Consider the following 24,755-nt stretch of genomic DNA (forward strand, 5'->3'; position numbering starts at 1 on the left):
AGGCGAGCGCGCGCCACAGGCCCTACTCTCGTCTGGGTGTACGTCGCCCATCTGACGCTGCTGGACTTCCGGTCCTACGAGTCCGCGGAGATCGCCCTTGAGCCGGGGATCAGCGCGTTCGTGGGCCCGAACGGCCACGGCAAGACCAACCTCGTCGAGGCCATCGGCTACGTCGCGCTGCACGGAAGCCACCGCGTGTCCACAGACGCTCCCCTCGTCAGGCAGGGCGCCGCGCGAGCGATCGTACGGGCCGGAGTGATCCGCGACGAGCGCCGCGCGCTGATCGAGCTGGAGATCAACCCGGGCCGCGCCAACCGCGCCCGGCTCAACCGCTCGCCGGTGCAGCGGCCCCGCGAGGTGCTGGGGATGCTGCGGACCGTGCTGTTCGCACCCGAGGACCTCGTGCTGGTCAAGGGCGATCCCGGCGACCGGCGCCGGTTCATGGACGAGTTGCTGACCGTACGCACGCCGCGGTTCGCCGGGGTGCGCTCCGACTACGACCGGGTGCTCAAGCAGCGCAACGCCCTGCTGAAGTCGGCCGCCGCGCACCGCCGCGCGCCCGGCCAGGAGGTGCTGAGCACCCTCGATGTCTGGGACACCCACCTCGCGCGTACGGGGGCCGAGCTCCTCGGCGGCCGGCTGGACCTGGTCGCCGCGCTCCGGCCGCTGGTCGCCAAGGCCTACGCCGACCTCGCTCCCGGCGGCGCCGCCGACCTGGAGTACCGCGCCTCATCCGGCGTGGAGTTGTCCACAGACCGTGCACAACTCGGCGAGGCACTGCTCGCCGCGATGGCGGAAACACGCCGCAACGAGCTGGAGCGCGGCGTCAGCCTGGTCGGGCCGCACCGCGACGAGCTCGTGCTCAAGCTCGGCGACCTGCCGGCCCGCGGTTACGCGAGCCACGGGGAGTCGTGGTCGTTCGCCCTGGCCCTGCGCCTGGCCGCGTTCGAGCTGCTGCGTGCCGACGGCGACGACCCGGTGTTGATCCTCGACGACGTGTTCGCCGAGCTGGACACCGGCCGCCGTACGCGTCTGGCCGAGCTGGTCGCGCCGGCCGAACAGGTCCTGATCACCGCGGCGGTGCCCGCGGACGTGCCCGAGCAGCTCACGGGTGCGACCTTTGACGTCTCCGAAGGGGAGGTCTCCCGTGTCCGATGAGCCTCAGGATCCACAGCCTGTGGAAAATTCCGGCCCGGCGAAGTCCGGCATCGAGCTGGCACGGGAGGCGCTGGCCCAGGCGAAGGCCGACGCACGCGAGCGCGGCGCGCTGCCCGGCCAGGTGCGGAAGAAGCGCCGCAAGCCCGTACGGGCCTCCGGGCGCGGGGGCGACCCGACGGCGTTCGGCCCCGCGATCCGCGAGCTGATGGCGGCTCGCGGCTGGCAGGAGCGCGCGGCCGTCGGCGGCGTCTTCGGGCGCTGGCCGCAGATCGTCGGCCCTGAGCTGGCCGAACACACCAAGCCGGAGACCTTCGAGGACGGCATCCTGGTCATCGCCGCCGACTCGGCGAACTGGGCGACCCAGGTGCGTCTGCTGGCCGCGAACCTGGTCAAACGGCTGAACGAGGACCTCGGCCACGGGACCGTGCAGCGGGTGAAGGTCGTGGGTCCGTCGACCGGCCAGCGGGGCAGCGGACGCCTCCGCGTGACCGGTGGACGCCGCCCGCGTACTTGACCGGCGGCTCCCCGAACGACCCCGAATCCGGCTTTGTCATGTCGGATGATCCGGGCTGTCCGTAAGAGTTTTCCACAGGCTGTGTGGAGGGACTTGACCGCTCGGTGAAGGCGATGAGTCCGATTCGATTTCGCCGTCCGTACGCGTCGCAACCCCCCAGACCTAATAGGGGGATCCCGAAGGGGCGGGTTTCGGGGCTTGTACGGCCTCACAACGCGCTTCATGGCCCAGGAAGGGGGCTGGTCTGGATAGAATGGAGGCGGATACAGGACACGATCGCCGTTGCGGGCCGCCCGTGGATCGGGCGCCCCGCTTGTGTTACGGGGAGCTGCGCGGCGTGTGTCCTCCGGCAGGAGGATCTCCACTTGGCGTACGACGCTAGCTCGATCACTGTCCTAGAAGGCCTGGAGGCGGTTCGCAAGCGCCCCGGGATGTACATCGGTTCCACCGGCGAGCGCGGCCTTCATCATCTCGTCTACGAGATTGTCGACAACTCCGTCGACGAGGCTCTCGCGGGGCACGCCGACACCATCACGGTGACGCTGCTCGCCGACGGTGGGGTCCGCGTGACGGACAACGGCCGTGGCATTCCCGTGGGCATGCACCCTGTGGAGAAACGACCGGCGATCGAACTCGTCCTCACCACGCTGCACGCGGGCGGCAAGTTCGACAGCAAGTCCTACGCCGTCTCCGGTGGTCTGCACGGCGTCGGCTCCGCGGTGGTGAACGCCCTGTCCACCCGGCTGGAGGCCGAGGTCAGGACCGACGGCTTCGTGTGGCGCCAGTCCTACAACTGGCAGGGCCCCACGAGCGAGCTGGCCAAGGGCGAGGCGACCGACGAGACCGGCACGATCATCTCCTTCTGGCCGGACGACTCGATCTTCGAGACGCTCGAGTGGAACTTCGAGACCCTCAGCCGGCGCATGCAGGAGATGGCCTTCCTCAACCGCGGGCTGTCGATCTCGCTGACCGACGAGCGGCCCGAGCACATCAACGGCGAGCCGAAGACCGTCTCCTACCACTACGAGGGCGGCATCGAGGACTTCGTCCGCTACCTCAACGCCAAGAAGGACGCGGTCCACCAGTCGGTGATCGCCTTCAGCGACGAGACCGAGGGCATGTCGGTCGAGGTCGCCATGCAGTGGAGCGGCTCCTACTCCGAGTCCGTCCACACCTTCGCGAACACGATCAATACCGCCGAGGGCGGCACGCACGAAGAGGGCTTCCGCGCCGCGCTGACGACCGTCGTCAACAAGTACGCGCGCGAGCAGAAGCTCCTGCGCGAGGGCAAGGACGACAACCTCGCCGGCGAGGACGTGCGCGAGGGCCTCACCGCGATCATCTCGATCAAGCTGGCCGACCCGCAGTTCGAGGGCCAGACCAAGACCAAGCTGGGCAACACCGAGGCCAAGTCGTTCGTACAAAAAGCGATGTACGAGAACCTGCGCGGCTGGCTCGACGCCAACCCCGGCGAGGCCAAAGAGGTCATCAACAAGGCCACGCAGGCCGCGCGGGCGCGCATCGCCGCCCGGCAGGCCCGCGACCTGACCCGGCGCAAGAGCCTGCTGGAGTCGACCTCCCTGCCCGGCAAGCTGTCGGACTGCCAGTCCACTGATCCGAGCAAGTGCGAGATCTACGTCGTGGAGGGCGACTCGGCGGGCGGCTCGGCCAAGGGCGGCCGCAACCCGCAGTACCAGGCGATCCTCCCGATCCGCGGCAAGATCCTCAACGTGGAGAAGGCCCGCATCGACCGGGTCCTCAAGAACAACGAGGTCCAGGCGATGATCACCGCCCTGGGCACCGGCATCCACGACGAGTTCGACATCGAGAAGCTGCGCTATCACAAGATCATCCTGATGGCCGACGCCGACGTCGACGGCCAGCACATCCGCACGCTCCTGCTGACCCTGCTGTTCCGCTTCATGAAGCCTCTGGTCGAGGCCGGCCACGTCTACCTCGCCCAGCCGCCGCTCTACAAGATCAAGTGGGACGCGCGGGGCCAAGACTCGGACTACGCCTACTCCGACCGTGAGCGCGACGCGCTGATCGAGCGAGGCATGGAGAGCGGCAAGCGCGACCCGCGCCCCCGCGACGGCGTACAGCGGTTCAAGGGCCTCGGTGAGATGAACGCCGCAGAGCTCTGGGACACCACGATGGACCCCGAGCACCGCATCCTGCTGCAGGTCACCCTCGACGACGCCGCCCAGGCGGACGAGCTGTTCACCGTGCTCATGGGTGAGGACGTCGAGGCACGCCGCTCGTTCATCCAGCGCAACGCCAAGGACGTGCGCTTCCTCGACATCTAACGGCCGCGCGGCCACCTCGCGCCCCGTACGACTCAAGCTGGAAGAGGATCATTCGTGACGGACGTTACGCTGCCGCCCGACGGACCGCGGGATCGGGTCGAACCGGTCGACATCCAGGTCGAGATGCAGCGCAGCTATCTCGACTACGCGATGTCGGTCATCGTCTCCCGGGCACTGCCCGAGGTGCGCGACGGGCTCAAGCCCGTGCACCGCCGCGTGCTCTACGCCATGTACGACGGCGGCTACCGCCCCGACCGCGGCTACTTCAAGTGCGCGCGCGTCGTCGGCGACGTCATGGGCAACTACCACCCGCACGGCGACAGCGCGATCTACGACGCGCTCGTGCGGCTGGCCCAGCCCTGGGCGCTTCGGTACCCGCTGGTCGACGGCAACGGCAACTTCGGCTCGCCGGGCAACGACCCGGCCGCGGCCATGCGCTACACCGAGTGCCGCATGGCGCCGCTGGCCATGGAGATGCTGCGGGACATCGAGAAGGAGACCGTCGACTTCGCGCCGAACTACGACGGCCGCTCCCAAGAACCCGACGTCCTCCCCAGCCGCTTCCCCAACCTGCTGGTCAACGGCTCCGCGGGCATCGCGGTCGGCATGGCCACCAACATCCCGCCGCACAACCTGCGGGAGGTGGCCGCCGGCGTCGCGTGGTACCTGGACAACTACGAGTCGACCGACGAAGAGCTGCTCGACGCGCTGCTCGCCCGGATCAAGGGCCCCGACTTCCCCACCCACGGCCTGATCGTCGGCCGCCGGGGCATCGAGGATGCCTACCGCACGGGCCGCGGCCTGATCACCATGCGCGCCGTGGTGGAGGTCGAGGAGATCCAGGGCCGTACGTGCCTGGTCGTCAGCGAACTCCCGTACCAGGTCAACCCGGACAACCTCGCGCTGAAGATCGCGGAGCAGGTCAAGGAAGGCAAGATCACCGGGGTCGCCGACGTCCGCGACGAGACCTCCGGCCGTACGGGCCAGCGCCTCGTGATCGTGCTCAAGCGCGACGCGGTCGCCAAGGTCGTCCTCAACAACCTCTACAAGCACACGCAGCTCCAGGAGACCTTCGGCGCGAACATGCTCGCGCTGGTCGAGGGCGTGCCGCGCACGCTCCGCCTCGACCAGTTCGTCCGGCACTGGGTCGACCACCAGATCGACGTCGTCGTCCGCCGTACGCGCTTCCTGCTGCGCAAGGCCGAGGAGCGCGCCCACATCCTGCGCGGCCTCCTCAAGGCCCTCGACCGTATCGAGGAGGTCATCGCGCTGATCCGCCGGTCGCCGTCGGCCTCCGAGGCGCAGACCGGCCTGATGCAGCTCCTGGAGATCGACGAGATCCAGGCGCAGGCCATCCTCGACATGCAGCTGCGCAAGCTGGCCGCCCTGGAGCGCCAGGCGATCACCGATGAGTACGACAAGCTCATGACGGAGATCGCGGACTACAACGACATCCTGGGCTCGCCCGAGCGGCAGCGCTCGATCGTCGGCGACGAGCTGACCGCGATCGTGGACAAATACGGCGACGAGCGCCGTACGCAGATCATCCCCTTCGACGGCGACGTGTCCATGGAGGACCTGATCGCCGAAGAGGACGTCGTCGTCACGATCACGCGCGGCGGCTACGCCAAGCGCACCAAGACCGACCTTTACCGCGAGCAGAAGCGCGGCGGCAAGGGCGTACGCGGTGCGCACCTCAAGCAGGACGACATCGTCGATCACTTCTTCGTGACGACGACGCACCACTGGCTGCTCTTCTTCACCAACAAGGGCCGCGTCTACCGCGCGAAGGCGTACGAGCTCCCCGAGGCGGGGCGCGACAGCCGGGGCCAGCACGTGGCCAACCTGCTGGCGTTCCAGCCCGACGAGCGCATCGCCGAGGTCATGGACCTGCGCGACTACGACGTGGCGCCGTACCTCGTCCTCGGCACCAAGCAGGGCCGGATCAAGAAGACGGCGCTGGGCGCGTACGACTCGCCGCGCTCGGCCGGCCTCATCGCGATCAACCTCGACGAGGGCGACGAGCTCATCGCCGCGCGCCTGGTCAACCCCGAGGACGACCTGCTGATGGTCAGCAGTGGCGCGCAGGCCATCCGGTTCCCCGCCCGCGACGACGTGCTGCGCCCGATGGGCCGCGCAACGGCCGGTGTGATCGGAATGCGATTCGATGACGGTCAGGAAGTTCTCGACATGCACGTCGTCCGCGAAGGCGAAGATGTGCTGGTCGCGACCGAGGGTGGGTATGCCAAACGCACACCCGCCGTTCAGTACCCTCTCCACGGTCGTGGGGGCAAGGGTGTTCTGACCGCTAAGATCGTGGAAACTCGCGGCCGGTTGGTGGGGGCCCTCATGGTCAGGCCAGACGATGAGGTCTATGCCATCACCGCGAGCGGCGGCGTAATCCGTACGCGAGCCTCCGGAGTCAAGCAGTCTGGACGCTCGACGATGGGGGTACGTCTAATGAACCTCGCGGACGGCGACAGCGTCGTAGCGATCGCGAGGAACGTAGAGTCCATCGAGGACGCTGACGCAGAGCCGGACACAGAGTCCGGGGAAGGGAGCGACGCGTGATTGACCTGGTCGGACATCAGGTGATGCGTCGCCTTCCCGGGGAGGTCATATGACGGCCAACGCCGGCAAGGGCGCGGACGGCAACAGCGGCCGTACGCGGAAGAAGACCAGCGCCGCGAAGCCGCCGAGCGACGAAGTGACCGTGCGCACCAACAGCACCGACGACGACACCAACGGCACCGTCCCTAAGGACGATGCCGACGAAACGGTCACCGACGTCCCGCCTAAGGACGACGAGGACACGGTGCGCGACGCGGCTCCTGTTGCTGACGAAGACGACGAGGCCGACGCGACGAGGATCGACATGGTCCCGCCGTCCTCTTCGGATCGCACGTCTTCCCATCGCACGGCCACGTTCGGGCTGCCGAAGGACCTTGGCGAGCCGGACGGCGAAGCCGCACCGGTCGCGAAAAAAGACGACATAGTCAAAGAACCGCAGGAAAGTGAGGCCATGCCGAGTTCGGGTAGGAGCGCGGCCATGGATTCTTCGACCCCTCCGAGCAGCGGATTCGGCGGAGGCAGGACTGCGGGGGGTGGTGGGGGTGGCAGTAGCACACCGCCGTCGTACGCGCCCAGCGGTGCCGCCGCGGCTCCGAGTGCCCCGCCGCGCCCGGCGTCGACGCCGCGTGCGGCGATCGAGGCGGCCTCCCGGGCCCTGCGCAAGCCGGAACCGGGCCGCAAACCGGCACGTAAGGCCCACCTGCAGGTCGCACGGTTCGAGCCGTGGTCAGTGATGAAGTTCAGCTTCATCATGGCGCTGGTGTGCTTCCTGGTGCTGTTCGTCGCGGTCGCGGTGCTGTACGTGATCCTGTCCTGGCTCGGCGTCTTCGACGCCCTGTCCAACACGATCCACGACCTCACCTCCAACGACCAGGGCACGACCGGCGGCCTCAACCCGGCAAGCTGGTTCTCGGCGGCGCGGATCCTCGGCTACACGGCCCTGATCGGCACGCTGAACGTCCTCCTCATCACGGCACTGGCCACGGTGTGGTCGGTGATCTACAACATGGCCGCCGATCTCGTCGGTGGCGTGGAGGTCACGCTGAAGGAAGCGGACCAGTAACCGCGACTGCACTGCGCCGGGGGGACCAAACGATTACCGGTTGAGGGTGTCGATCGGGTACTGTTTCTCGACGTCGCCCCTTGGTCTTCCTCGACCAGGAGCAGCTGCACGGGCCTATAGCTCAGTCGGTTAGAGCGCATCCCTGATAAGGATGAGGCCGGAGGTTCAAGTCCTCCTAGGCCCACCAGCGCACAGCCCCCGCCGGAAGTTCTCGGCGGGGGCTTTTTCTTTAGTCTTCAATGGCGAACGCGCCGCCACCGCTTTGTTCACGATGACGACGCGCTCGTATGTTTCAGGCCGGGTTACCAGCGGTACCAGCGACTCCTGGGCCCGCCCGCCGTGCCGGCTCCGCGGAACACGAAGCCGAGCAGCCACAGGACCAGGATGGCCAAGGCGATGTACCAGAGCACGTGGACCGCGAAGCCCGCTCCGCCAAGGATCAGTGCCAGCAGAAGAACCGCAATGACGATGGCCATTTGTTGTCTCCCTTCACGCAATAGAATTCATCCCCTCAGATAGAGGAATAAACCTGTGGGCGACGGCCTCGATCTCGACGCGCTGACCGGGGTAACCGAGCACGGTCACGCCGAGGAGAGTGCTGGGGGCGTCGTGATCGCCGAAGGCCGTACGGACCTCCTTCCAGGCGGCGACCAGGTCCGAACGCATCGTGGACGCGACGTAGACCGTGGTCTTGAGCACGTGATCGAGGTCGGTGCCCGCGGCGTCGAGAGCGGTGCGGAGGTTGGCCATGCACTGCCGGGCCTGGGCGCGTACGTCTCCTTCCACGGTCGTCCCGTCCTCGGCGAGCGGGCAGGCGCCCGCGGTGAAGACGAGTGATCCGGGCGGAGCGACGGCGGCGTAGGCGTATTCGACACCTTCGTACAGGTCAGGGACGCGGATGAGGGTCATGCCGGGAAGCGTGTCAGACGGGAGTTGTCCACAGGCCTGTGGACAACGGTTCTGGAGACGTGCTTCCCAGTGGGAGGCGGGAAACCGGCTTGTCGTGCGACAAGTTATCCACAACTGTGGAGGACGAACACGCGTCCTACGTTGGGCGATGTCTCGAATCCCATGATCGATAGCGTGCGGGGGGAAGCGGCCCGACATGCCGAACTGGTTGCTAGGCTGCGAGACGCACTGTCAGTCGAAGTTTGAAGGGGTCCCACCGTGAAGAAGCTCATCGTTCTTGCGCTGGTCGCCCTCGGGGGTTTCGCGGTCTGGCGTCGGCTTCAGCAGGACCGGGCCGAGCTGGACCTCTGGACCGAGGCGACCTCGTCGGACAGCTGAGACACGACTTTGGTACCGGCGGGGAGCATGGAGGGCGTGCGTGGACGACACAGCGCGGATCACGCTCGCCTGCCTTGACCTCGCCGGTACGAGCGTGGCGGACGGCGGCGTGGTCGAAAGGGCCTTCGCCGAAGCCCTGGCCACGCAGGGGGTCGTGCCCGGCACTGAGGTATATGGCCGCTCGATGGCCCGGGTGCGTGACGCACGGGGCCAGTCGAAGCTCGCCATCTTCAGTGAGATCTTGCCCGACGAAGACCGCGCCCGAGCGGCCAACCACTCGTTCGAGCGCGCGTACGACGCGGCCATCGACCGCGTCGGCCTGGAGCCGGTCCCCGGCGCCGAGGCCGCGATGGACAAACTCACCCAGTCCGGCGTACGCGTGTGCCTGATGACGGGCTTCAGCCGTTCCACCCTGGGCCGCGTCATCGACACACTCGGCTGGTGGAAACGGGCCGACCTGCTGATCTGCCCGGACGACGCCGGCGGCCGCGGCCGCCCGTACCCGGACATGATCCTGACCGCCGCCCTGCGCCTCCAGGTGGAGGACGTACGGCACATCGCGGTCTGCGGCGATACGGCGAGCGACGTGACCAGCGGCCGCCGCGCGGGTGCCTCGGTGGTGGCGGGAGTCCTTACGGGCGCCCACGACCGAGCCCGCCTGGAAGCGGCCGGCGCGACGCATGTGCTGGAGAGCATCTCCGGCCTGCCGGAGCTCCTGCTCGATACGGCGGTCCCCGCTCCTCACTGATGTCGGTCAGGCCGGCGGGTCGAGCTCACGGCCGTCGAGGACCTCTACGTGGGTGATCGACATCTTTGCTGTGTCGTCCACGTCAAGGTGGAACATGGCGAGCGTTTCGCCGTCCAGCTCTACCTCGGTCATCGCGGGGCACGGGGTACCGGGCGGCGCCGTCACGAGACAGGGCGGCCCGTGGTCGGGACAGGGGCCGTAGAACAGTAGCTCCTGGAAGGTCTCCGCGAAGGAGGCCGATTTCGGGCCTTCGAGGCGTAGCGCCCGAACGATGTCAGCCACCAGGCCGGGATAGACGTCCGCCAAGCGAGGGCGCCGGTCCGTGGTCACGAGCTCTGACGGTACACACCCGCGTGCGGCTGGACGTGCCAAAGGTCGCGTTCAGCCGTACGCCTCTGGGGATTCGGTCAGGAAGTCCGTGACCAGGTCTGCCGGGTTGGCGGCTTTGGTCAGGGCGAACATCTCGTCGGGGTCGAACATGTCGTAGAGGATCACCGGAAGCGATCGGCCCAGGAGTTTGGTGATCTGACCGTCGGTGTGAAGCCGACGGGCCACGTCGACGCAGAGCGTATGGAACTGACCATTGAGCCGTTCGCCGCGCTCGTCCTGCTCCTGCTCGGAGAGCTCGTCCTCGTCCTCGTACCAAAGGCCCTGTTCCGCGGTCTCACGCCGGTGCAGCTCAGCGCCGATCGGGTCGCGTTCGGGATCGTGGCCGGCGACGCGGATTCCCTCCAGCCCGGACGGTGGAAAGTAGGCGTAGCTCCAGCGCGCCTCCCACGCCTCCGGTGGATTCGGCGCTGCCAGCAGCCGGGCCACTTCGGCCTCGGTGGTGTAGCCGATCGCCAGGTACGGGAACCGGGGGTCTTGATCGACACTGTCAATCCGGAACGTGACGGCGTAGATCTCCGACTCCGCGGGGAACTCGGCCAGGGCGCGTACGACGAGCTGCTCAACGTGCTGCTGGAACGTCACCCGATGCTCTCGCTTCTCCAGGGCTGCTCTGGCGGGTGACACCCTACATTCGGCACTCACCCGCTCCGCTCCGCGCCGTACCTGCGAAGTTTCCCGGCCGGTCGGCCGGGGAGAGCGATTCCTTTCGGGGGCGTTGAGGGTCTGTATTACCGAGGCCCTTTTTGGGCGCTGGAGATCTGGCGAGGACACGGTGATGACGGATCGGTCAGAGGAGTTCGTGCAGTGCACCGAGCAGTTCCGGCGCGAGCTGTTCGCGCACTGCTACCGCATGCTCGGCTCGCTGGATGAGGCCGAGGACCTGATCCAGGAGACGTACCTACGGGCATGGCGTTCGTACGGCACCTTCGAGGGTCGTTCCTCGCCGCGTACCTGGCTCCATCGCATCGCCACCAACGCCTGCCTGTCCGCGCTCGAACAACGCACCAGGCGGGCACTTCCTTCTGGCCTGGGCGGCCCCGCCGAAGATCCCGATCGCGTGCCGACGCCGGCCGAGCCCGAGGTGGCGTGGCTGGAGCCGGTCCCGGACACTTCGGTGACCTTCGAGACCCAAGACCCCGCCGCGATCCTCACAGCGCGTGACAGCGTACGGCTCGCGCTCGTCGCCGCCGTGCAATGTCTGCCGGCCCGGCAGCGAGCCGTGCTCCTGCTCCGGGAGGTGCTGGGCTTCAGTGCCGCCGAGGTGGCGACCATGCTCGGCACGTCGACCGCGGCGGTCAAGAGCGCGCTGCAACGAGCCCGCGCCCGGCTCGATGAGAGCGCTCCCTCCGCCGAGATCATCACCGAGCCCACCGAACCGCACGCCCGGGACCTGCTCAGCCAGTACATCGCCGGTTTCGAGAATGCCGACATCACAGCCCTGGAGAAGGCGCTGCGCACCGACGCCGCCATCGAACTGGTAGGCACGCGGACCTGGTTCTCCGGCAAGGTGACGTGCCTGCGTTACCTCGCGCACGTGATCGGATCTCCCGGCGACTGGCTGATGATCCCCACCAGTGCCAACGGCCAGCCCGCCGCAGCCACCTACCACCGCACTGAGGACGGAACCCATCAAGCCCTCGGGGTCGCCGTTCTCACCGCCACCCCGGCCGGGATCGCCCGCATCACCGTCTTCCCCGGCGGTCCCGGGCTCGTGGCGAGATTCGGCCTTCCCCACCACAGCCGTCGATCAAGAGACTAAGGAGAGCCGTGCCGACCGACGAGGAGTTCCTGGCCTACAACCAAGGCGTCATCCGCGAGTTCCGCGCCAATCACGGAGTGGTCAGCCGGCCGCCGTTCCCGATCCTGCTGCTGACCACGACCGGGCAGCGGACCGGACGGCAGACGACCGTGCCGGTCGGCTTCGCGGTCGACGACGAGAAACGAGTGTTCGTGGTGGCCTCCAAGGCAGGCGCCCCACAGCATCCGGCCTGGTTTCACAACCTGCGAGCCAACCCGACCGTGACGGTCGAACTCGGCGACAGTTCTTATCAGGCCCGGGCCGTCGTGACCTCAGGCGAGGAGCGCGAGCGGCTCTACCGCCTGGTCTCCGACGGCACCTCCGCGTACGAGAAGAACACCGACCGGGTTTTCCCGGTCGTCGTCCTCGAAGGCGTTCCCGCCCCAACCTGACCGACGGCGAGTGGGCTGCGGTCATGAATTACTCTTTCCCCGCTTCGATGGACTCTGCGGATCGGCCCTGGGATTCGGGGATCGGTACGGTGGCGAGGCGCCGGCCGTTGCGAGCGGCGGCGGCCTTGGCCCACTTGCTGGTGGAGATGACGCCGAGCGCGAGTGCGACGAGTCCGCAGCCGCCGAGGCCGGCCCAGGCGGCATGGCTTGAGTCGATGAAGCCGGCGCCGGTGCCGGCCACGATCGAGCCGGTGACGGCGACGCCGATGGAGATGCCGAACTGGCGGGCGCTGGCGGCGAGCGCGCCGGCGACACCGACCTGGCCGGGCGGCAGCCCGGAGACGGCGGTGTTGGTGATCGGCGGGCTGACCATGCCCGCGCCGAGGCCGAAGATGGCGTACGTGGCCAGAAGGTAGACGCTCTCGGTGTGCGCGGTCAGGGGGACGAGAAGGAAGCCGCCGACGGCGAGTAGCGCGCCGCCCAGTGTGAGGGGGAGGCGAGCGCCCCGGGAAGCGACAAGCCGCCCGGAGAGATTGGCGGCGACGGCTTGGCCCACCGCCAGCGGGATGATCATCAGTCCGGCGTGCAGGGAGCTGAAGTGGCGGAGGTCCTGGAGGTAGAGGGTGTTGAGGAACAGGAACCCGCCGAGGCCGGCCGACATCACGACGGAGATCGTGTTCGCGCCGGAGAACGGAGGGCTGCGGAAGAACCGCAGGTCGATCAGTGGCTCGGATCGCCGGGGCTCGACGATGAGCATCCCGATGAGGGCCAGGACGGCGAGTACGAACAGCCCGACGATCCAGGGGTCGGCCCATCCGTGGCGGGGGCCCTCGATCGTCGCGGCGATGATCGACGCGAACAGGACGATGATCAGCGCCTGGCCGGGCGGATCGAACGCGCGGCCCCGGGCGGCCTTGGACTCGGGGACGAATCTCTGGGTGAGCAGGATGGCGGCGATCCCGATCGGGGCATTGACCCAGAACACCGATCGCCAGCCGGTACCGCTGACCAGCAGGCCGCCGAGCACGGGCCCGGCCGCGATGGTGGTTCCGATCGCCGATCCCCACACGCCGATCGCTCTCGCTCGTTCGCGGCGGTCGGTGAACACGCTGACGATGATCGACATCGCGACCGGGTTGAGCATCGAGCCGCCCACCGCCTGCAGGCCGCGGAAGGCGATCAGCCACCCGACGCTGGGCGCCAGGCCGCAAAGGAGGGAACTGAGGGAGAACAGCGACAGCCCGAGCTGGAAGATCCGCTTGCGGCCGAAGCGGTCGGCCATCGAACCGGACAGTACGAGCAGGCAGGCCATGACCAGGGAGTAGGCGTCGACCGTCCACTGCAGGCCGCTGACCGAGGCGTGCAGCTCCTTGCTTATCGACGGGAGCGCCACGTTGACGATGGTGAGGTCGATGCCGGTCACGCACACGCTGAGACAGCAGATCGCCAGCACCAGCCGGCGGTGAACGGGACGAGATGGGCCGGCCATCACCGTCGGCCCGGGAGTGTTCGCTGTGCTCATGGCGGATCCTCGAACAGATTCGATAAAGTCTCCGGTGAAACGGAGAGGGTGTCCGCATCACTATATGGAGACCCTCTCCACTTATGCAAGGACACTCGAATGACTGACCATCCGCCCTCCAAAAGGGCCGACGCGGCCCGCAACCGCCAGCGGATCCTCGAAGCGGCACGCATCGCTTTCGCCGCCACCGGAGCCGAGACGTCAATGGCCGAGATCGCCCGGAGATCCGGGGTCGGCCCGGCAACCCTGTACCGCAACTTCGCGACCCGCCACGAACTCCTGGAGGCACTACTCGTCGACGAGGTCGATGAGGTCTGCGCCGCCGCCGCGACGGTCGAGGGTGACAGCCCGGGGGACCGGCTCACGACCTGGCTGCGTCGGTTCTTTCAGTACGTCACCACCAAGCGGCCGGTCGTCCTCGGGCTGCTTGAGCACACGGACAGAACCGATCCCGTCTTCGACAGCCGAGGCCGGATGCTCACAGCCGGCCGGCCGCTTCTCTCCGCCGCCCAGGACGCACACCAGATCGCCGGCGACCTCGACCTCGACCAGATCCTCGATCTCGTGGTGGCCATCGCGAAGATCCCCGGTACCCCGGACTACCGGCAGCCGATCCTTGACGCGGCACTCGCCGGACTACACAGAAGCGCCACCTGAAAGCTGAACCCGCGCGTGGCCGCCGACAGATCCCGAAGCCCTTAGAAGTGAACGATGTCCTCGCGGCAGTCCTGGTCCGTGACAGCGCCGTAGCGGACGACCGCATGCGACGGTTTGAGGCCGGAGGCGCGGAGCGCGGGTTCCATCGCAGTGAAGAGGTCGCCGGCGTGCGGACCGTAGGCGTAGAGCACCGCCTCGCCGCCGCCGAACTCGTTGCCGTCGAACTCCCCCGCGTCCGCCTCGGCGATGGCGACCCTCAGAGCCGTTTCGAGCGTACGGACGGTGGCGCGCTCGTCCTCGGAGCCGTAGCGGTCATCACCGAGCTCGATGTGGACGATGACTGCATGTTCGTCGGCCATGGGGCTCCCTTGATCGTCTGCCGACCGATTCTGCCCCAGCCGGCCGTTGCCGTGCCCCCGCCGCAGGCGATGGACCGGTTACTCGGGAAGTTCCAGGCCCCGCTCGGCGAGCCGCGCTCTCCCTCGTGTGTTCCTCGACCACTTCACCGAACCAGCATCGTGGCCGAAGACGATGCCGAGCTCACCGGCTTCCTCGTAGGTTTCTTGTCGCCGTCAGCAGAGGACGCCGCTTACATCCACTTCGTAGGCGTCGCCCCCCGCTTTCGAGGCAGCGGACTAGGTCGCCAGCTCTACCAGCGCTTTTTCGACATGGCTCAAGCCGGCAGTCGCTCCACAGTGCGAGCGATCACCGCTGATCGGCGAGAGTGGGTGGAAAGGACACAGTCCGCGGTCGAGACATGGACCTCACGCAGCCCGCCACGCCCACTGGCGGTACGCCGAGGACGAGCTGTCGTTCGCCGGCGACCGACCAGGGTGATCGTTTCCGGAGCGGCGTAGCTCGCGCTACCCAGCACGCGACAGAGGGCGTTCACCGCAAGCGCCGATGCACTGTAGGTCCGGTGTGCCGAAGCGACGACGAGGAAGCTGACCGCGAACACCAGCCCGTGGGGGGCGGTAGCCCTCCACATCGGGGGGGCGGGGGGTCGCCCCCATGAGCAACTGTGGAGCCTGGGAGATTCGAACTCCCGACTTCCTGCTTGCAAAGCAGGCGCTCTGCCAACTGAGCTAAGGCCCCTCTGGAAACCTCCCACAGCCTACAAGGGAACTCAGGATTCCGCGCTCCCGCGCCGCCGTCTTTCCGGAGCCACTGCGATCATGGCCCCCAGTCGACCGCCCCAAGCGCAAGACGCCGCAGTGAATGTGACGTAACGGGATTTTTACCAACAGAACCCACACAAGAGAACATGTGTGATTAACGTGCACCCATCCCCGGTGACACCCAGGAGGCCAGAATGCACGGCTCCGCGGCCGATCCACAGGACCTCATGGGGTCCATCGACAGTCTCGCCTCGGCCATCGTGGCGCAGAACGACAAGCTCCACGACGTACGCCGCCAGGTGGCGGGTCTACGCGGCAAGGGACGGTCCGCCGACGAGCGCGTCGAAGTCGAGGTCGATCAGTTCGGCGCACTCTCCCAGCTCAAGATAGATCCCCGGGCCATGCGTCTCGGGTCCGAAGAGCTCGCTCAGGCCATCCTCAGTGCGGCGCGGCACGGCATCGAGAATGTACACGCCCAAGCCGAGGCGCTCATGCGGCCGCTGATCACGGAGTTGATGCTGACCAACCGGCGCATGGACGCCGCACACAGCGCCGGGCAGGATCTGGACGACGTCCTCGCCGCCCTGCAGGACGTGCGGCACGACCTTCGGATGTGACACGGAGAGCGATGTTCCTCGACCACGGAGAACTCAAGACGGCAGCCAGAGCGTTCCTGAAGGAGGGCCACGACCTCGCGCTCACCATCGACGACCTCCTGTTGAAGATCACAGCTCTCGGGGACGTGTACGGCGACGACAACCCGCACGCCAAGCAGTCCTTCGACACGGCACGGAACAACATCGCCGACTACGCCGGAGCCATCTGCGCGGCCTACGACGGCGTCGGCGACAACCTCACCCTCATGAACGCCAACATCGAGGTCGCCGACTGGGCCTCCAGCCTTCCAAAAGTCGACCGGTTCGCCGCATGACCCCCGAGGACGTCCTCCTGTGGGTCGCGGGCGTCCAGATGCCCAAGGCCGACGACGCCGGCGTACGGAAGGTGGCCGCGTACCATCGGCAGATCGCCGACGCGATCGACCGCAGCAAGGCGGCCATGGACAAGATCGCCCTCGACGTCAAAGGCCACAACGAGGGCGAAGGGACCAACGGGTTCGGCCACTACTACTTCGGCCCGGCCGAGCACAAGACACTGACCGCCTACCCGGAAGACGTCGCCGGCTACGTACGGAAGGTCGCCGAGGCGCACGAGCAGTTCGCCCACGTCAACGACCAGATCCGCAGCGCTCTGAAGGTCATCGCCATCCAGATGTACGCCAACATCGTCTTCACCATGGCGTACGGCTGGTTCACCGGAGCCCTCGAGGCCCGGTTACTGACGCTGATCGCCCAGGCCCGCTGGTACGCCAAGATCCGCAACAGCATCGTCGAGATGCTGGTCAAGCGGATCGCCTTTACTTTGACCGACAGCGTGTTGTACGCCGGAGGTCAGCAGGCCCTCCAACTCGGGATCTACGGTACGAGCCTGGTCGCCGGCGTGGATCGCAGGACCCTCACCGGCGTCGCCGGCTACGACCCCTTCTCGGTGAAGACGAACGCCATCCAGACCGCCGACGGCTTCGGCGGAAACCTCGCCTACAACGCCCTGACGGACGCGCTCCCGGGAGTGAACCCGGCGTCGAGGTACCGCCAGAAGGTCGGCCACTACTTCCTGAGACAGCCGGGCGTGAAGGGCGCGCTCGGCGGCCTCACCACCCGGCTCATCGCCTCGAACGGCTACACCTACGCGAGCAACGTCACCGACTCCTACCTGGAGGGCGACGGCGACGGCTGGACCCAGGCGCCCACGCTCAACCAGGAGGTCGCCAAGCTCTTCATCCACGTCCCGCGGATCCTCGTGAAGTATCCCCTGCGCTGGAAGGACTGGCCCAGCGTGTCCGGCCAGGTCGCCGGCCCGGGAACCCCCTGAGAACGGGGAAGGGGGCAGCGGCGGGTGGGACCAGTCGCTCTCTGCTGCGAAACCCCGTCAGCCAGTCGGTCGCAAGGCGCACCCGCTGACTCGTACGGCCCGCTCTCACCTGCGGCTCGGCTTGCCCCCTTCTATCCCGTTCTCTTCCCGGGCAAGGTCACCGTCATCCGGGAGTCGGCCCCCTTCCCGTACTCGGGGTCGCCACCCCGGATCAGCACGGAGTGCTCGGTGACCGTGGCCCGATAGAGGCGGAAGAGCCCCTGAAGCTCCTCGACCGTGATGTGCTGCGACGCGGGCAGCCGCCCGTTGAAGACCGCGAGGGCCGAGGCGGAGGAATCAGCGGGCACCTTATGAGCGACCGCCGACATGTACACCGCCGACGCTCGCCCCACCTCCGACCGCGAGTCGTAGATCGTGATGCCCACGGACGGTCGTACGGCGATGTTGCGTGAGTGGCGTGCGTCCGGTGAGGACACCCAGAGGAAGGTCGAGTCGTCCTCGGGCGTGAAGAAGACGGGGCTGACCCACGGCACACCGGAGGCGTCCGCGGTGCCCAGCGCCATGTAGAGGTTGTCGGTGATCAGCGAGCGGGCGAGAGAGACGAGGTCAGCCATCGTTGATCACCCGGTACGTCAGGTGCGTGGCGGCGTCGGTGGACTCCGAGGACAGCAGCGACAGCCGCAGGGAGAGATCCGGAGGGAAGAGCGGCGTCCCGCCCCCGAAGACCACGGGCGCGACGTGGATCGACAGCAGGTCCACGAGGCCGGCCGAGAGAAAGCCCGAGGCCACGGACCCTCCTCCCATGATCACGACGTCCTTCGCGCCGGCGGCCTCGCGTGCCCGGGCCAATGCGGCGGCCAGGCCGTCGGTGACGAACGTGAACCGCGACGCCAGCCGCACCTCCGACGGCACCGAGTGCGTGACCACGAAGACCGGCGGCGCGGAGTCCTGGCCCCGCGCCCCGCCATACCCCATCTCCGAGCTCCAGCCGCCCGGCGCGTCCACGATGTCGAACGTCCGCCGGCCCATGATCACGGCGCCCGTACGGTCGACGGTCCCCTGGAGGATCTCCTCGTCGCGCGGCGTAAGGCGGGAGATCGCCCACTCGTGGACAGCCTCACCGCCCACACCGAGGCCGTGAGAAAGGTCGACGCCGGGCGCGGCGACGAAACCGTCCAGCGACATCGAGATGTCGACCAGGACCGAACCCCCGCCGAGCAGCGACTCCAGCTTCGCCATCGACTCCACGATGCCGCGCTCCATCCCGCTCGCCAGCGCCGTGTCGCGCGCCGCGACCGACGGGAACGCCGTGTGCCTCCGCACCCGCGTACGGCCGCCCAGATCCTCATACGTCACGGACTCGACGCTCACGACGTCCGGCCAGCCCTCGTACTCGAAGGTCTGGATGATCCGCTCGTCCGGGACGACGGTGTGGAAGACGCCACGGAAGCGGTGCTCCGCGCCGGAGTCCTCGCGGTGGACATAGCGGTACGAGCCGCCGGACCGCGCGTCGAACTCCAGGACGGTCATCTCCACCCCGTGCGGCACGAGCCAGCGCGCGACCAGCGCGGGGTCGGTCCACGCACGGAACACGCGGGCCGGTGGGGCCGCGAACTCCCGTACGACGTCGATGAACGGGCTGCCCGGGTCGGCTTTGACGATCATTGGTCCCTCATCTCGTCCAGTACGGCGTCGAGCCGGCGGAAGCGGCTCTCGGTCTCCAGCCGATAGGTGTCGATCCAGCTCGTGAGCGTCTCCAGCGCGGCCGGGTCCAGGTGGCAGGGGCGGCGCTGGCCGTCGCGGCTTCGTGTGATCAGGCCGGCCGCCTCCAGCACCTGGATGTGCCGCGACACGGCCTGCTTGGTGATCGAAAACGGCTCGGCCAGCTCGTTCACCGTCGCCTCGCCGCGGGACAGGCGCGCGACGAGCGCCCGTCGTACGGGGTCGGCCAGCGCTGCGAACGCCCGGTCCAGCCGTTCATCTGCGTCGTCAACGGACACCTTTATCAACCAATCGCTTTATCAACGAGTAGGTTGACCATATCCGCGAGCGAGAACCTCGTCAAGGAGAGCGCCGGAGCTTCGCTCATCTGCGACAACGGCGAGAGATTTAGGCGACGATGTTCCCAGGGTCATCGTTCGCTGATCCTCAAGTACGAGCCGGTACGAGCGTTTCATCGAGGCCGCGGCCGGTGAAGTCGTCCCATTGCGCAGCTTGTTACCAAGGAGGAGAGACCGCTGGCGAGCATCGCCATTGACTTGCACGACGCTGACGGCGACGAGGCCGCTCGGCGTATCGACGAGTACAGCGACCTCTACACGGAGGTCCACGCCGATCCGCCGTACTCCTGGGGAGAGGAGTACACCGACCTGTTCCGCCGGCGTTTCGAGACGCAGCGGCAGCAGGCGGGGTTCGCGCTCGTCGAGGCCAGGACCACCGGCACGCTGATCGGGTTGGGCTTCGGCGTGACGCTCACGCCGTCGACCTCCTGGTGGCAAAACCTCCTGAGCCCGTTGCCGCTCGACCTCACCGAGGAGCGGGACGGCCGCACATGGGCGCTGGCCGACCTGATCGTCCATCCCCGCTGGCGGCGACTGCATCTCGCCGAGGCCGTCCACGACCGGCTGCTCCGCGACCGGCCCGAAGAGCGCGCCACCCTCACCGTGCTCCCCGCCGCGTCCGCCGCTCAGGCCGCCGCGGCCAAGTGGGGCTGGGAGAGACTCGGGCAGAAGCGCAACCCGCTGCCCGGTGCGCCGATCTTCGATGTGATGTTGAAGACGCTGTAACGGGCCATGTCAGGAATTCGCCTTGCGTGTTGGGCGTTCGTACCACCATTGACGGGCTAGGGAGGATTCGTGGCGGACCATACGCAGCTGTACACGTTGGCCGAGGAGATTCCCGAGCTGGAACGCCCGGTACTGCTCTACTACCTGGACGGATTCATGGATGCCGGGGGCGCCGGACGCCTCGCCACCGAGCATCTGGCGGACACCATGAACCCTCGTACGGTGGCCACCTTCGACATCGACTCATTGATCGACTACCGGTCCCGCCGGCCGCCGATGATCTTCGACACCAACCAGTGGATCGAGTACAAGACGCCCGAGCTGAAGGTCCAGGCGTGTGAGGACGCGGTCGGTGTGCCGTTCCTCGTCATGACCGGGCCGGAGCCGGACCGGTCGTGGGAGGCGTTCACCGCCGCGGTGATGTCGCTGATCGACCGGCTCGACGTGAGCCTGTCGGTCGGGCTGCACGGCATCCCGATGGCCGTGCCGCACACCCGCGAGACCGAGCTGACGCCGCACGGCAACCGGCCGGACCTCCTCGGCGAGAGCCCGTCGTGGATCAGCCGCGTCGAGGTTCCGGGCAGCGCCACCGGTCTCCTGGAGTACCGCCTGGGCAACGCGGGCAAGGACGCGATCGGCTTCACCGCCCACGTCCCGCACTACCTGGCTCAGGCGGAGTACCCCGCCGCCGCGATCGCGCTGCTCAACGGCATCACCGCCGCCACCGGCCTGGCGTTCCGTACGGCCGAGCTGGAAGAGGCCGGCGGGCTGGCCCGGAAGCAGATCGATGACCAGGTCGCCGCCTCCGACGAGATCGCCGAGGCCGTACGCGGCCTGGAGGCGAGGTTCGACGCGGTCGCGGAGGCGTCGAGCACGAGTCTGCCGCTGGCCGGACCGGGCGCACGGATGCCCGACGGCGACGAGATCGCGGCCGAGTTCGAGCGGTTCCTCGCCGAACAAGACGAATAGAGAGTGAAGGGTCCGGCGCCCCCGACTCGCCGGACCCCGCCTCAGCCCTGGCAGGCCGACTTGAGCTCTATGCCGGCGTTCGTCAGCTTCGAGACGTCCGGCATCTGGGGGGTCGTGCTGCCGCTCGTGGCGATGCTCTTCACCTGCTGACCGAGGGACTCCAGCGCGCTCGCGGCGTCGTTCGCGGCCTTCTCCACCTTGTCATCGCCGGAGTCCTTGCCCTCCTGGCGCATGGTGTTCGCGCCGGCGGAGTAGGTCTCGGCGAGACCGCTCGGGTCGCTGACCTGCGTCATGCCCTTCTGGCTGACGTCCGTGATGGTCTTCTGCAGCTTGTCGCAGGCCGCCTTCTTGTCCTGGCTGCCGCACGCGGCGACCGACAGTGCCAGGGCAGCGGTGATGGCACACGTCCCGGCGATCCGCACGGCTGGTATACGCACTGAACTCGACTCCTCGGATGAAAACGCGGGCCGGCAGAGGGCCTCGATCGGGCCCGCCTGATCGGGTTGAACACTTTCGACACCGCAGGCGTCTCAGTGGTTCCCTTTTCTCTCAGGAAATCGAACGGCGTACGTCGCCGGCGATCCGCGCGGCCGTACCGGCCGGATCGGTCACCGCGTGCCGCCGGCCACAGCCCCACTCGAAGAAACCGGCGTCGACGAGTATCCACAGCCTGGGGGCGTAGCGACGGCGTCGTACGGACAGGGCGGGCTTGGCGTCGCTCATGCCGACATCGAGTCCCTGTTTGGCGAGTTCTCTGCACAGCGCGGCGAGTAACCGGACTTCTTCGGTCTGTTCGATGCCTCGCGCGTCGCCCACAAGGACAGCATCGCGCCGGTGGCTTGCCACCGCGACGCCCACGGCGAGGCATCTTCAACGTGAATGTCTACTCTTCGTCTCTAGTTGGTCTCGCTGAGTAATGGATTGTCGCTATTCTTGACTTCGCACTCGTGACCAGAAAGGCCGGACGGTGTCAGCTCAGCCGATCCTGCTCCAAATCCTCCTGCGGCAGCGGCAGTGGCACCGCTACGGACTCTTCCGCGCCGCGTACGACGACGCCGCCCGCCAGGTCGACCGCGGTCTCGTGGGGACGGCGCCCAGCCGGGCGCAGTTGCACCGCTGGACCTCCGGCGAGCTGAAACGGCTGCCCTACACCGACCACTGCCGGGTCTTGGAGATCATGTTTCCCGGCTGGACCGCCGACGAGCTGTTCGGGCCCTGCCCGCCGGACGTCCTGGCCGGTACGACCTCCCGCCCACGCGAGGGGCCGTTCGCCGATCTGGTGGCGGTCTTCCCGACCCGTGCCGACTTCACGTACGCGATGCCGCCGCACGCCCTGTTCGACGGCGCGAGCGACATCCGGGCCGCGGGCCTGTCGCTCAACCTGATCTGCCAGCAGTACCCCGACCAGCGCCTGCACCGTCTCATCGAGGGCGGCGCGGAGCTGCGGTGCCTGTTCCTCGACCCGGACGGCGATGCCATCCAGGCGCGCGAGCGCGAAGAGGGCTACACCGACCATCACCTGGTCATGCTGACCAAGCTGAACATCGAGGTGCTCTCACGGCTGCGCGACCGGCTGCCGTCCGAGGCGCGCGACCGGCTCTCGATCGCGGTGTACGACGAGACGATCCGGTTCGGCATCGTGCTGGTCGACAGCGAGACCTGTGTCCTGCAGCCGTACCTCCCGCACGCGCGGGGGGTCGACTCGCCGACGTTCGTGGTTCGCAAGTGCTCAAGGAGCCCTGGTCTTTACAGCACATTCGAGCGGATCTATACCGAATTATGCGAACGGAGCCGACCGATATGACGGCCGCGCCTGGAGCTCTGCTTCCGGCCGCGATCGAGGCAGTCGCCATCGCCAACGAACTCATCCGCTCCCGGTTGCCCGGCTTCCTGACGGCCAAGGGCGACCGCGACATGGCCAGCGAGCTCGACTTCGCCGTCGAGCGATCCCTCCGCGCCCACCTGCGCGAACGTACACCGGGCGTGGCGGTGCTCGGCGAGGAGGAAGGGGTCAGCGGCGACCCGGACAGCGAGTTACTGTGGGCGCTCGACCCGATCGACGGTACGGCCAACCTCGTCCACGGCATGCCGCTGACCGGCGTCTCCCTTGGCCTGCTGTACGCCGGGCGCCCGGTGCTGGGCGTCATCGACCTGCCCTTTCTGGGCGCTCGCTACTGGGCGGTCGAGCACGCCGGCGCGTACGTCGGCGACCGCCGGATCGCGGCGAGCCGCACCGCCGACCTGCGCGACGCGGTGGTGGCGCTCGGCGACTACGCCGTCGGCGTCGACGCGGACGATAAGAACCATCTGCGCCTCGCCCTGACCGGGCGCCTGGCGGGCCGCGCCCAGCGGGTCCGCATGCTCGGGTCGGCCGCCATCGACCTCGCCTGGGTGGCGGAGGGCAAGCTGGACGCGAGCATGACGATGTCCAACAAGCCCTGGGACACGGCGGCGGGCGTCATCATCGCCCGCGAGGCCGGCGTGGTGGTCATCGACCAGGACGGCTCGGACCACACGTCGTCGTCGGTCGCGACGATCGCCGCCGCACCCGGCATCGTCGAGGAGCTCCTCGCCCTGCTCGCCTGGACCCAGGAGGAGGTCGAATACCGCCGCGGCGCCTGAGGCGGCCAGGTCAGAGGGTGTTCTCCCCTGCGGAGCCGAACGCCTCCAGCGTGGACTGGTGCGGCCGGTCGAGGACGGCCTCCGACTCGTCGACGAGGCCGGTCAGGCGGTCCACCTCGGCGTCGGTCAGCTCCTCGGCGACCACGGTCGCGCCGACGTTGGCGCGCAAGTGGTCGGGGTCGGCCGTGCCGGGAATGACGACCATGGCCGGCGAACGGCGCAGCAGCCAGGCCAGCGCGACCTGGGCCGGCGTCGCGCCGAGGCGCTCCGCGGGGCCTGTCAACGCGTCGTGGCCGCCGAGCCGCCCGGCGGCCAGCGGATAGTAGGGAACGAACATGATGCCCTGCGCCTCGCAGTCGGCGAGGACCTGGACTCCACTGCGGTCGAGCAGGTTGAAGCGGTTCTGCACGGCCGCGATCGGCGTCATCCTCTGCGCGCGGGCCAGCATCTCCGGCGACGCGCCGGACAGCCCGATGTGGCGGATGAGCCCCTGGTCACGCAACTCGACGAGCACGCCGAGCGAATCTTCCAGCGGCACGTCGCTCCGCGCTCTCGGGCCGTCGCCGCCGAGCCGCAGGTAGGTCAGCTCGCTCGCCTCCGTCCCCATGTCGGTCAGCGCCTCGTGGACCTGCCGGCGGACGGTGTCCGGGTGGCCGGTGATGATCCACGACCGGTCCGGGCCGCGACCGGCGCCGACCTTGTTGCCGACGATGACTCCTTCGGGGAACGGCCGCAGCGCCTCTCCGATGAGGCGGTTCACCGTACGCGGCCCGTACGCGTTCGCGGTGTCGAAGAACGTGACCCCCAGGTCGACCGCCAGGCGCAGCACCTTCCGCGCCGACTCGGGGTCGTCCGGCGGTCCCCAGACGTTCGGCCCGGCGAGCTGCATGGCGCCGTATCCGAGACGGTTCATGTGGCTTCTCCC

At 68.2% G+C, this 24,755-nt stretch carries 30 protein-coding genes and 2 tRNA genes; 19 read left to right on the plus strand and 13 right to left on the minus strand.

Features of this window, described 5'->3' with window-relative positions:
* The first annotated feature begins 36 nt into the window (after positions 1-36).
* The 6 genes from recF to QWU11_RS09910 all read left to right on the plus strand — a co-directional run bounded on the left by recF (position 37) and on the right by QWU11_RS09910 (position 7,799).
* Positions 37-1,158 (plus strand): DNA replication/repair protein RecF, encoded by a 1,122-nt coding sequence (recF, locus tag QWU11_RS09885; RefSeq protein WP_290104790.1) that lies wholly within the window; start codon positions 37-39, stop codon positions 1,156-1,158.
* Between the two features lie 19 nt (positions 1,159-1,177).
* Entirely contained in the window at positions 1,178-1,672 is a 495-nt protein-coding gene (locus tag QWU11_RS09890) for a DciA family protein (RefSeq protein WP_290104791.1), read from the plus strand.
* A 365-nt stretch (positions 1,673-2,037) separates the two neighbouring features.
* The gene (gene gyrB, locus QWU11_RS09895; RefSeq protein WP_290104792.1) at positions 2,038-3,978 is read left to right on the plus strand and encodes a DNA topoisomerase (ATP-hydrolyzing) subunit B; all 1,941 of its coding nucleotides are present in this window, start codon (positions 2,038-2,040) and stop codon (positions 3,976-3,978) included.
* Between the two features lie 54 nt (positions 3,979-4,032).
* A complete protein-coding gene (gene gyrA / locus QWU11_RS09900) occupies positions 4,033-6,549 on the plus strand; it encodes a DNA gyrase subunit A (RefSeq protein WP_290104793.1) in 2,517 nt (838 codons plus the stop codon).
* Between the two features lie 142 nt (positions 6,550-6,691).
* Entirely contained in the window at positions 6,692-7,612 is a 921-nt protein-coding gene (locus tag QWU11_RS47275) for a DUF3566 domain-containing protein (RefSeq protein ID WP_354670825.1), read from the plus strand.
* A 110-nt stretch (positions 7,613-7,722) separates the two neighbouring features.
* A tRNA-Ile gene (locus QWU11_RS09910) sits at positions 7,723-7,799 on the plus strand.
* 115 nt (positions 7,800-7,914) lie between these two features.
* Here the strand turns inward: QWU11_RS09910 and QWU11_RS09915 are convergent.
* Both QWU11_RS09915 and QWU11_RS09920 read right to left on the minus strand, forming a co-directional pair.
* Positions 7,915-8,088: a hydrophobic protein gene (locus QWU11_RS09915; RefSeq protein ID WP_290104794.1), complete on the minus strand. Its 174-nt coding sequence runs from the start codon at positions 8,086-8,088 to the stop codon at positions 7,915-7,917.
* A gap of 13 nt (positions 8,089-8,101) precedes the next feature.
* Positions 8,102-8,521 carry a RidA family protein gene (locus tag QWU11_RS09920; protein ID WP_290104795.1) on the minus strand — a complete coding sequence of 140 codons (420 nt, stop codon included), beginning with the start codon at positions 8,519-8,521 and terminating at the stop codon, positions 8,102-8,104.
* Positions 8,522-8,779: 258 nt separating this feature from the next.
* Between QWU11_RS09920 and QWU11_RS09925 the strand changes: the two genes are divergently transcribed.
* Together QWU11_RS09925 and QWU11_RS09930 are read left to right on the plus strand one after the other, a co-directional pair.
* Positions 8,780-8,899, plus strand: coding sequence for a DLW-39 family protein (locus QWU11_RS09925; RefSeq protein ID WP_252785262.1), 120 nt, complete (start codon positions 8,780-8,782; stop codon positions 8,897-8,899).
* Positions 8,900-8,939: 40 nt separating this feature from the next.
* Entirely contained in the window at positions 8,940-9,647 is a 708-nt protein-coding gene (locus tag QWU11_RS09930) for an HAD family hydrolase (protein ID WP_290104796.1), read from the plus strand.
* A gap of 6 nt (positions 9,648-9,653) precedes the next feature.
* Here QWU11_RS09930 and QWU11_RS09935 read toward each other — a convergent pair whose 3' ends face one another.
* On the minus strand, positions 9,654-9,977 hold the full coding sequence (locus QWU11_RS09935) for a hypothetical protein (protein ID WP_290104797.1): 324 nt from the start codon (positions 9,975-9,977) through the stop codon (positions 9,654-9,656).
* Positions 9,978-10,028: 51 nt separating this feature from the next.
* On the minus strand, positions 10,029-10,619 hold the full coding sequence (locus tag QWU11_RS09940; RefSeq protein WP_290104798.1) for a hypothetical protein: 591 nt from the start codon (positions 10,617-10,619) through the stop codon (positions 10,029-10,031).
* Between the two features lie 193 nt (positions 10,620-10,812).
* On the opposite strand from QWU11_RS09940, the gene QWU11_RS09945 reads away from it, so the two are divergent.
* Both QWU11_RS09945 and QWU11_RS09950 read left to right on the plus strand, forming a co-directional pair.
* Complete coding sequence (locus QWU11_RS09945; protein ID WP_290104799.1) at positions 10,813-11,796, plus strand: sigma-70 family RNA polymerase sigma factor; 984 nt, start codon at positions 10,813-10,815, stop codon at positions 11,794-11,796.
* Positions 11,797-11,804: 8 nt separating this feature from the next.
* Positions 11,805-12,227, plus strand: a complete 423-nt coding sequence (locus QWU11_RS09950; RefSeq protein ID WP_290104801.1) for a nitroreductase/quinone reductase family protein — start codon at positions 11,805-11,807, stop codon at positions 12,225-12,227.
* Between the two features lie 28 nt (positions 12,228-12,255).
* Here QWU11_RS09950 and QWU11_RS09955 read toward each other — a convergent pair whose 3' ends face one another.
* On the minus strand, positions 12,256-13,749 hold the full coding sequence (locus QWU11_RS09955) for an MFS transporter (protein WP_290104803.1): 1,494 nt from the start codon (positions 13,747-13,749) through the stop codon (positions 12,256-12,258).
* A 99-nt stretch (positions 13,750-13,848) separates the two neighbouring features.
* Between QWU11_RS09955 and QWU11_RS09960 the strand changes: the two genes are divergently transcribed.
* Positions 13,849-14,406 (plus strand): TetR/AcrR family transcriptional regulator, encoded by a 558-nt coding sequence (locus tag QWU11_RS09960; protein ID WP_290104804.1) that lies wholly within the window; start codon positions 13,849-13,851, stop codon positions 14,404-14,406.
* Positions 14,407-14,447: 41 nt separating this feature from the next.
* Here the strand turns inward: QWU11_RS09960 and QWU11_RS09965 are convergent, their stop codons facing one another.
* Entirely contained in the window at positions 14,448-14,765 is a 318-nt protein-coding gene (locus QWU11_RS09965) for a hypothetical protein (protein WP_290104806.1), read from the minus strand.
* Between the two features lie 69 nt (positions 14,766-14,834).
* On the opposite strand from QWU11_RS09965, the gene QWU11_RS09970 reads away from it, so the two are divergent.
* Positions 14,835-15,263: a GNAT family N-acetyltransferase gene (locus tag QWU11_RS09970; RefSeq protein ID WP_290105111.1), complete on the plus strand. Its 429-nt coding sequence runs from the start codon at positions 14,835-14,837 to the stop codon at positions 15,261-15,263.
* 165 nt (positions 15,264-15,428) lie between these two features.
* On the opposite strand, the gene QWU11_RS09975 is transcribed toward QWU11_RS09970, so the two are convergent.
* Positions 15,429-15,501 (minus strand) — tRNA-Ala (locus tag QWU11_RS09975).
* Positions 15,502-15,718: 217 nt separating this feature from the next.
* Between QWU11_RS09975 and QWU11_RS09980 the strand changes: the two genes are divergently transcribed.
* Genes QWU11_RS09980 through QWU11_RS09990 form a run of 3 tightly spaced genes read left to right on the plus strand, consistent with a single transcriptional unit; the run spans position 15,719 to position 17,453 of the window.
* Positions 15,719-16,141, plus strand: coding sequence for a YbaB/EbfC family nucleoid-associated protein (locus QWU11_RS09980; RefSeq protein WP_290104809.1), 423 nt, complete (start codon positions 15,719-15,721; stop codon positions 16,139-16,141).
* Between the two features lie 11 nt (positions 16,142-16,152).
* The gene (locus QWU11_RS09985; RefSeq protein ID WP_290104810.1) at positions 16,153-16,455 is read left to right on the plus strand and encodes a hypothetical protein; all 303 of its coding nucleotides are present in this window, start codon (positions 16,153-16,155) and stop codon (positions 16,453-16,455) included.
* Entirely contained in the window at positions 16,452-17,453 is a 1,002-nt protein-coding gene (locus QWU11_RS09990; RefSeq protein ID WP_290104811.1) for a hypothetical protein, read from the plus strand. The genes QWU11_RS09985 and QWU11_RS09990 overlap by 4 nt, the downstream gene beginning before the upstream one ends.
* A 131-nt stretch (positions 17,454-17,584) precedes the next feature.
* On the opposite strand, the gene QWU11_RS09995 is transcribed toward QWU11_RS09990, so the two are convergent.
* From QWU11_RS09995 to QWU11_RS10005, 3 genes are read right to left on the minus strand one after another with little or no spacing between them, the layout of a single operon-like run.
* Entirely contained in the window at positions 17,585-18,067 is a 483-nt protein-coding gene (locus tag QWU11_RS09995) for a pyridoxamine 5'-phosphate oxidase family protein (protein ID WP_290104812.1), read from the minus strand.
* Complete coding sequence (locus QWU11_RS10000; protein WP_290104813.1) at positions 18,060-19,118, minus strand: SRPBCC domain-containing protein; 1,059 nt, start codon at positions 19,116-19,118, stop codon at positions 18,060-18,062. The genes QWU11_RS09995 and QWU11_RS10000 overlap by 8 nt, the downstream gene beginning before the upstream one ends.
* On the minus strand, positions 19,115-19,453 hold the full coding sequence (locus tag QWU11_RS10005; RefSeq protein ID WP_290104815.1) for a metalloregulator ArsR/SmtB family transcription factor: 339 nt from the start codon (positions 19,451-19,453) through the stop codon (positions 19,115-19,117). Before QWU11_RS10005 ends, QWU11_RS10000 begins: the two co-directional genes overlap by 4 nt.
* A 258-nt stretch (positions 19,454-19,711) precedes the next feature.
* On the opposite strand from QWU11_RS10005, the gene QWU11_RS10010 reads away from it, so the two are divergent.
* Entirely contained in the window at positions 19,712-20,239 is a 528-nt protein-coding gene (locus QWU11_RS10010; RefSeq protein WP_290104816.1) for a GNAT family N-acetyltransferase, read from the plus strand.
* Positions 20,240-20,308: 69 nt separating this feature from the next.
* Positions 20,309-21,208: a PAC2 family protein gene (locus QWU11_RS10015; RefSeq protein ID WP_290104817.1), complete on the plus strand. Its 900-nt coding sequence runs from the start codon at positions 20,309-20,311 to the stop codon at positions 21,206-21,208.
* Between the two features lie 41 nt (positions 21,209-21,249).
* Here QWU11_RS10015 and QWU11_RS10020 read toward each other — a convergent pair whose 3' ends face one another.
* On the minus strand, positions 21,250-21,645 hold the full coding sequence (locus QWU11_RS10020) for a hypothetical protein (protein ID WP_290104819.1): 396 nt from the start codon (positions 21,643-21,645) through the stop codon (positions 21,250-21,252).
* Positions 21,646-21,757: 112 nt separating this feature from the next.
* Positions 21,758-22,024, minus strand: coding sequence for a hypothetical protein (locus tag QWU11_RS10025; protein ID WP_290104820.1), 267 nt, complete (start codon positions 22,022-22,024; stop codon positions 21,758-21,760).
* A gap of 151 nt (positions 22,025-22,175) precedes the next feature.
* On the opposite strand from QWU11_RS10025, the gene QWU11_RS10030 reads away from it, so the two are divergent.
* Both QWU11_RS10030 and QWU11_RS10035 read left to right on the plus strand, forming a co-directional pair.
* Positions 22,176-23,012 carry a DUF5919 domain-containing protein gene (locus QWU11_RS10030; protein ID WP_290104821.1) on the plus strand — a complete coding sequence of 279 codons (837 nt, stop codon included), beginning with the start codon at positions 22,176-22,178 and terminating at the stop codon, positions 23,010-23,012.
* A complete protein-coding gene (locus QWU11_RS10035) occupies positions 23,009-23,830 on the plus strand; it encodes an inositol monophosphatase family protein (protein WP_290104822.1) in 822 nt (273 codons plus the stop codon). The genes QWU11_RS10030 and QWU11_RS10035 overlap by 4 nt, the downstream gene beginning before the upstream one ends.
* A gap of 10 nt (positions 23,831-23,840) precedes the next feature.
* On the opposite strand, the gene QWU11_RS10040 is transcribed toward QWU11_RS10035, so the two are convergent.
* Positions 23,841-24,743, minus strand: a complete 903-nt coding sequence (locus tag QWU11_RS10040) for an aldo/keto reductase (protein ID WP_290104824.1) — start codon at positions 24,741-24,743, stop codon at positions 23,841-23,843.
* Positions 24,744-24,755: the final 12 nt, after the last annotated feature.

The organism is Actinomadura sp. DC4 (assembly GCF_030406325.1).
GTDB lineage: Bacteria > Actinomycetota > Actinomycetes > Streptosporangiales > Streptosporangiaceae > Actinoallomurus.

Excerpts from the sequence above, each read along its gene's own strand:
- QWU11_RS10000 (WP_290104813.1), bottom strand. The coding sequence starts at position 19,118 with ATGATCGTCAAAGCCGACCCGGGCAGCCCGTTCATCGACGTCGTACGG.
- QWU11_RS09970 (WP_290105111.1), top strand. The coding sequence starts at position 14,835 with ATGGACCGGTTACTCGGGAAGTTCCAGGCCCCGCTCGGCGAGCCGCGC.
- QWU11_RS10040 (WP_290104824.1), bottom strand. The coding sequence starts at position 24,743 with ATGAACCGTCTCGGATACGGCGCCATGCAGCTCGCCGGGCCGAACGTC.
- QWU11_RS09985 (WP_290104810.1), top strand. The coding sequence starts at position 16,153 with ATGTTCCTCGACCACGGAGAACTCAAGACGGCAGCCAGAGCGTTCCTG.
- QWU11_RS09955 (WP_290104803.1), bottom strand. The coding sequence starts at position 13,749 with ATGAGCACAGCGAACACTCCCGGGCCGACGGTGATGGCCGGCCCATCT.
- QWU11_RS09965 (WP_290104806.1), bottom strand. The coding sequence starts at position 14,765 with ATGGCCGACGAACATGCAGTCATCGTCCACATCGAGCTCGGTGATGAC.
- QWU11_RS09980 (WP_290104809.1), top strand. The coding sequence starts at position 15,719 with ATGCACGGCTCCGCGGCCGATCCACAGGACCTCATGGGGTCCATCGAC.
- QWU11_RS09915 (WP_290104794.1), bottom strand. The coding sequence starts at position 8,088 with ATGGCCATCGTCATTGCGGTTCTTCTGCTGGCACTGATCCTTGGCGGA.
- QWU11_RS09990 (WP_290104811.1), top strand. The coding sequence starts at position 16,452 with ATGACCCCCGAGGACGTCCTCCTGTGGGTCGCGGGCGTCCAGATGCCC.
- QWU11_RS09945 (WP_290104799.1), top strand. The coding sequence starts at position 10,813 with ATGACGGATCGGTCAGAGGAGTTCGTGCAGTGCACCGAGCAGTTCCGG.
- QWU11_RS10035 (WP_290104822.1), top strand. The coding sequence starts at position 23,009 with ATGACGGCCGCGCCTGGAGCTCTGCTTCCGGCCGCGATCGAGGCAGTC.
- QWU11_RS09960 (WP_290104804.1), top strand. The coding sequence starts at position 13,849 with ATGACTGACCATCCGCCCTCCAAAAGGGCCGACGCGGCCCGCAACCGC.
- QWU11_RS09995 (WP_290104812.1), bottom strand. The coding sequence starts at position 18,067 with ATGGCTGACCTCGTCTCTCTCGCCCGCTCGCTGATCACCGACAACCTC.
- QWU11_RS09920 (WP_290104795.1), bottom strand. The coding sequence starts at position 8,521 with ATGACCCTCATCCGCGTCCCTGACCTGTACGAAGGTGTCGAATACGCC.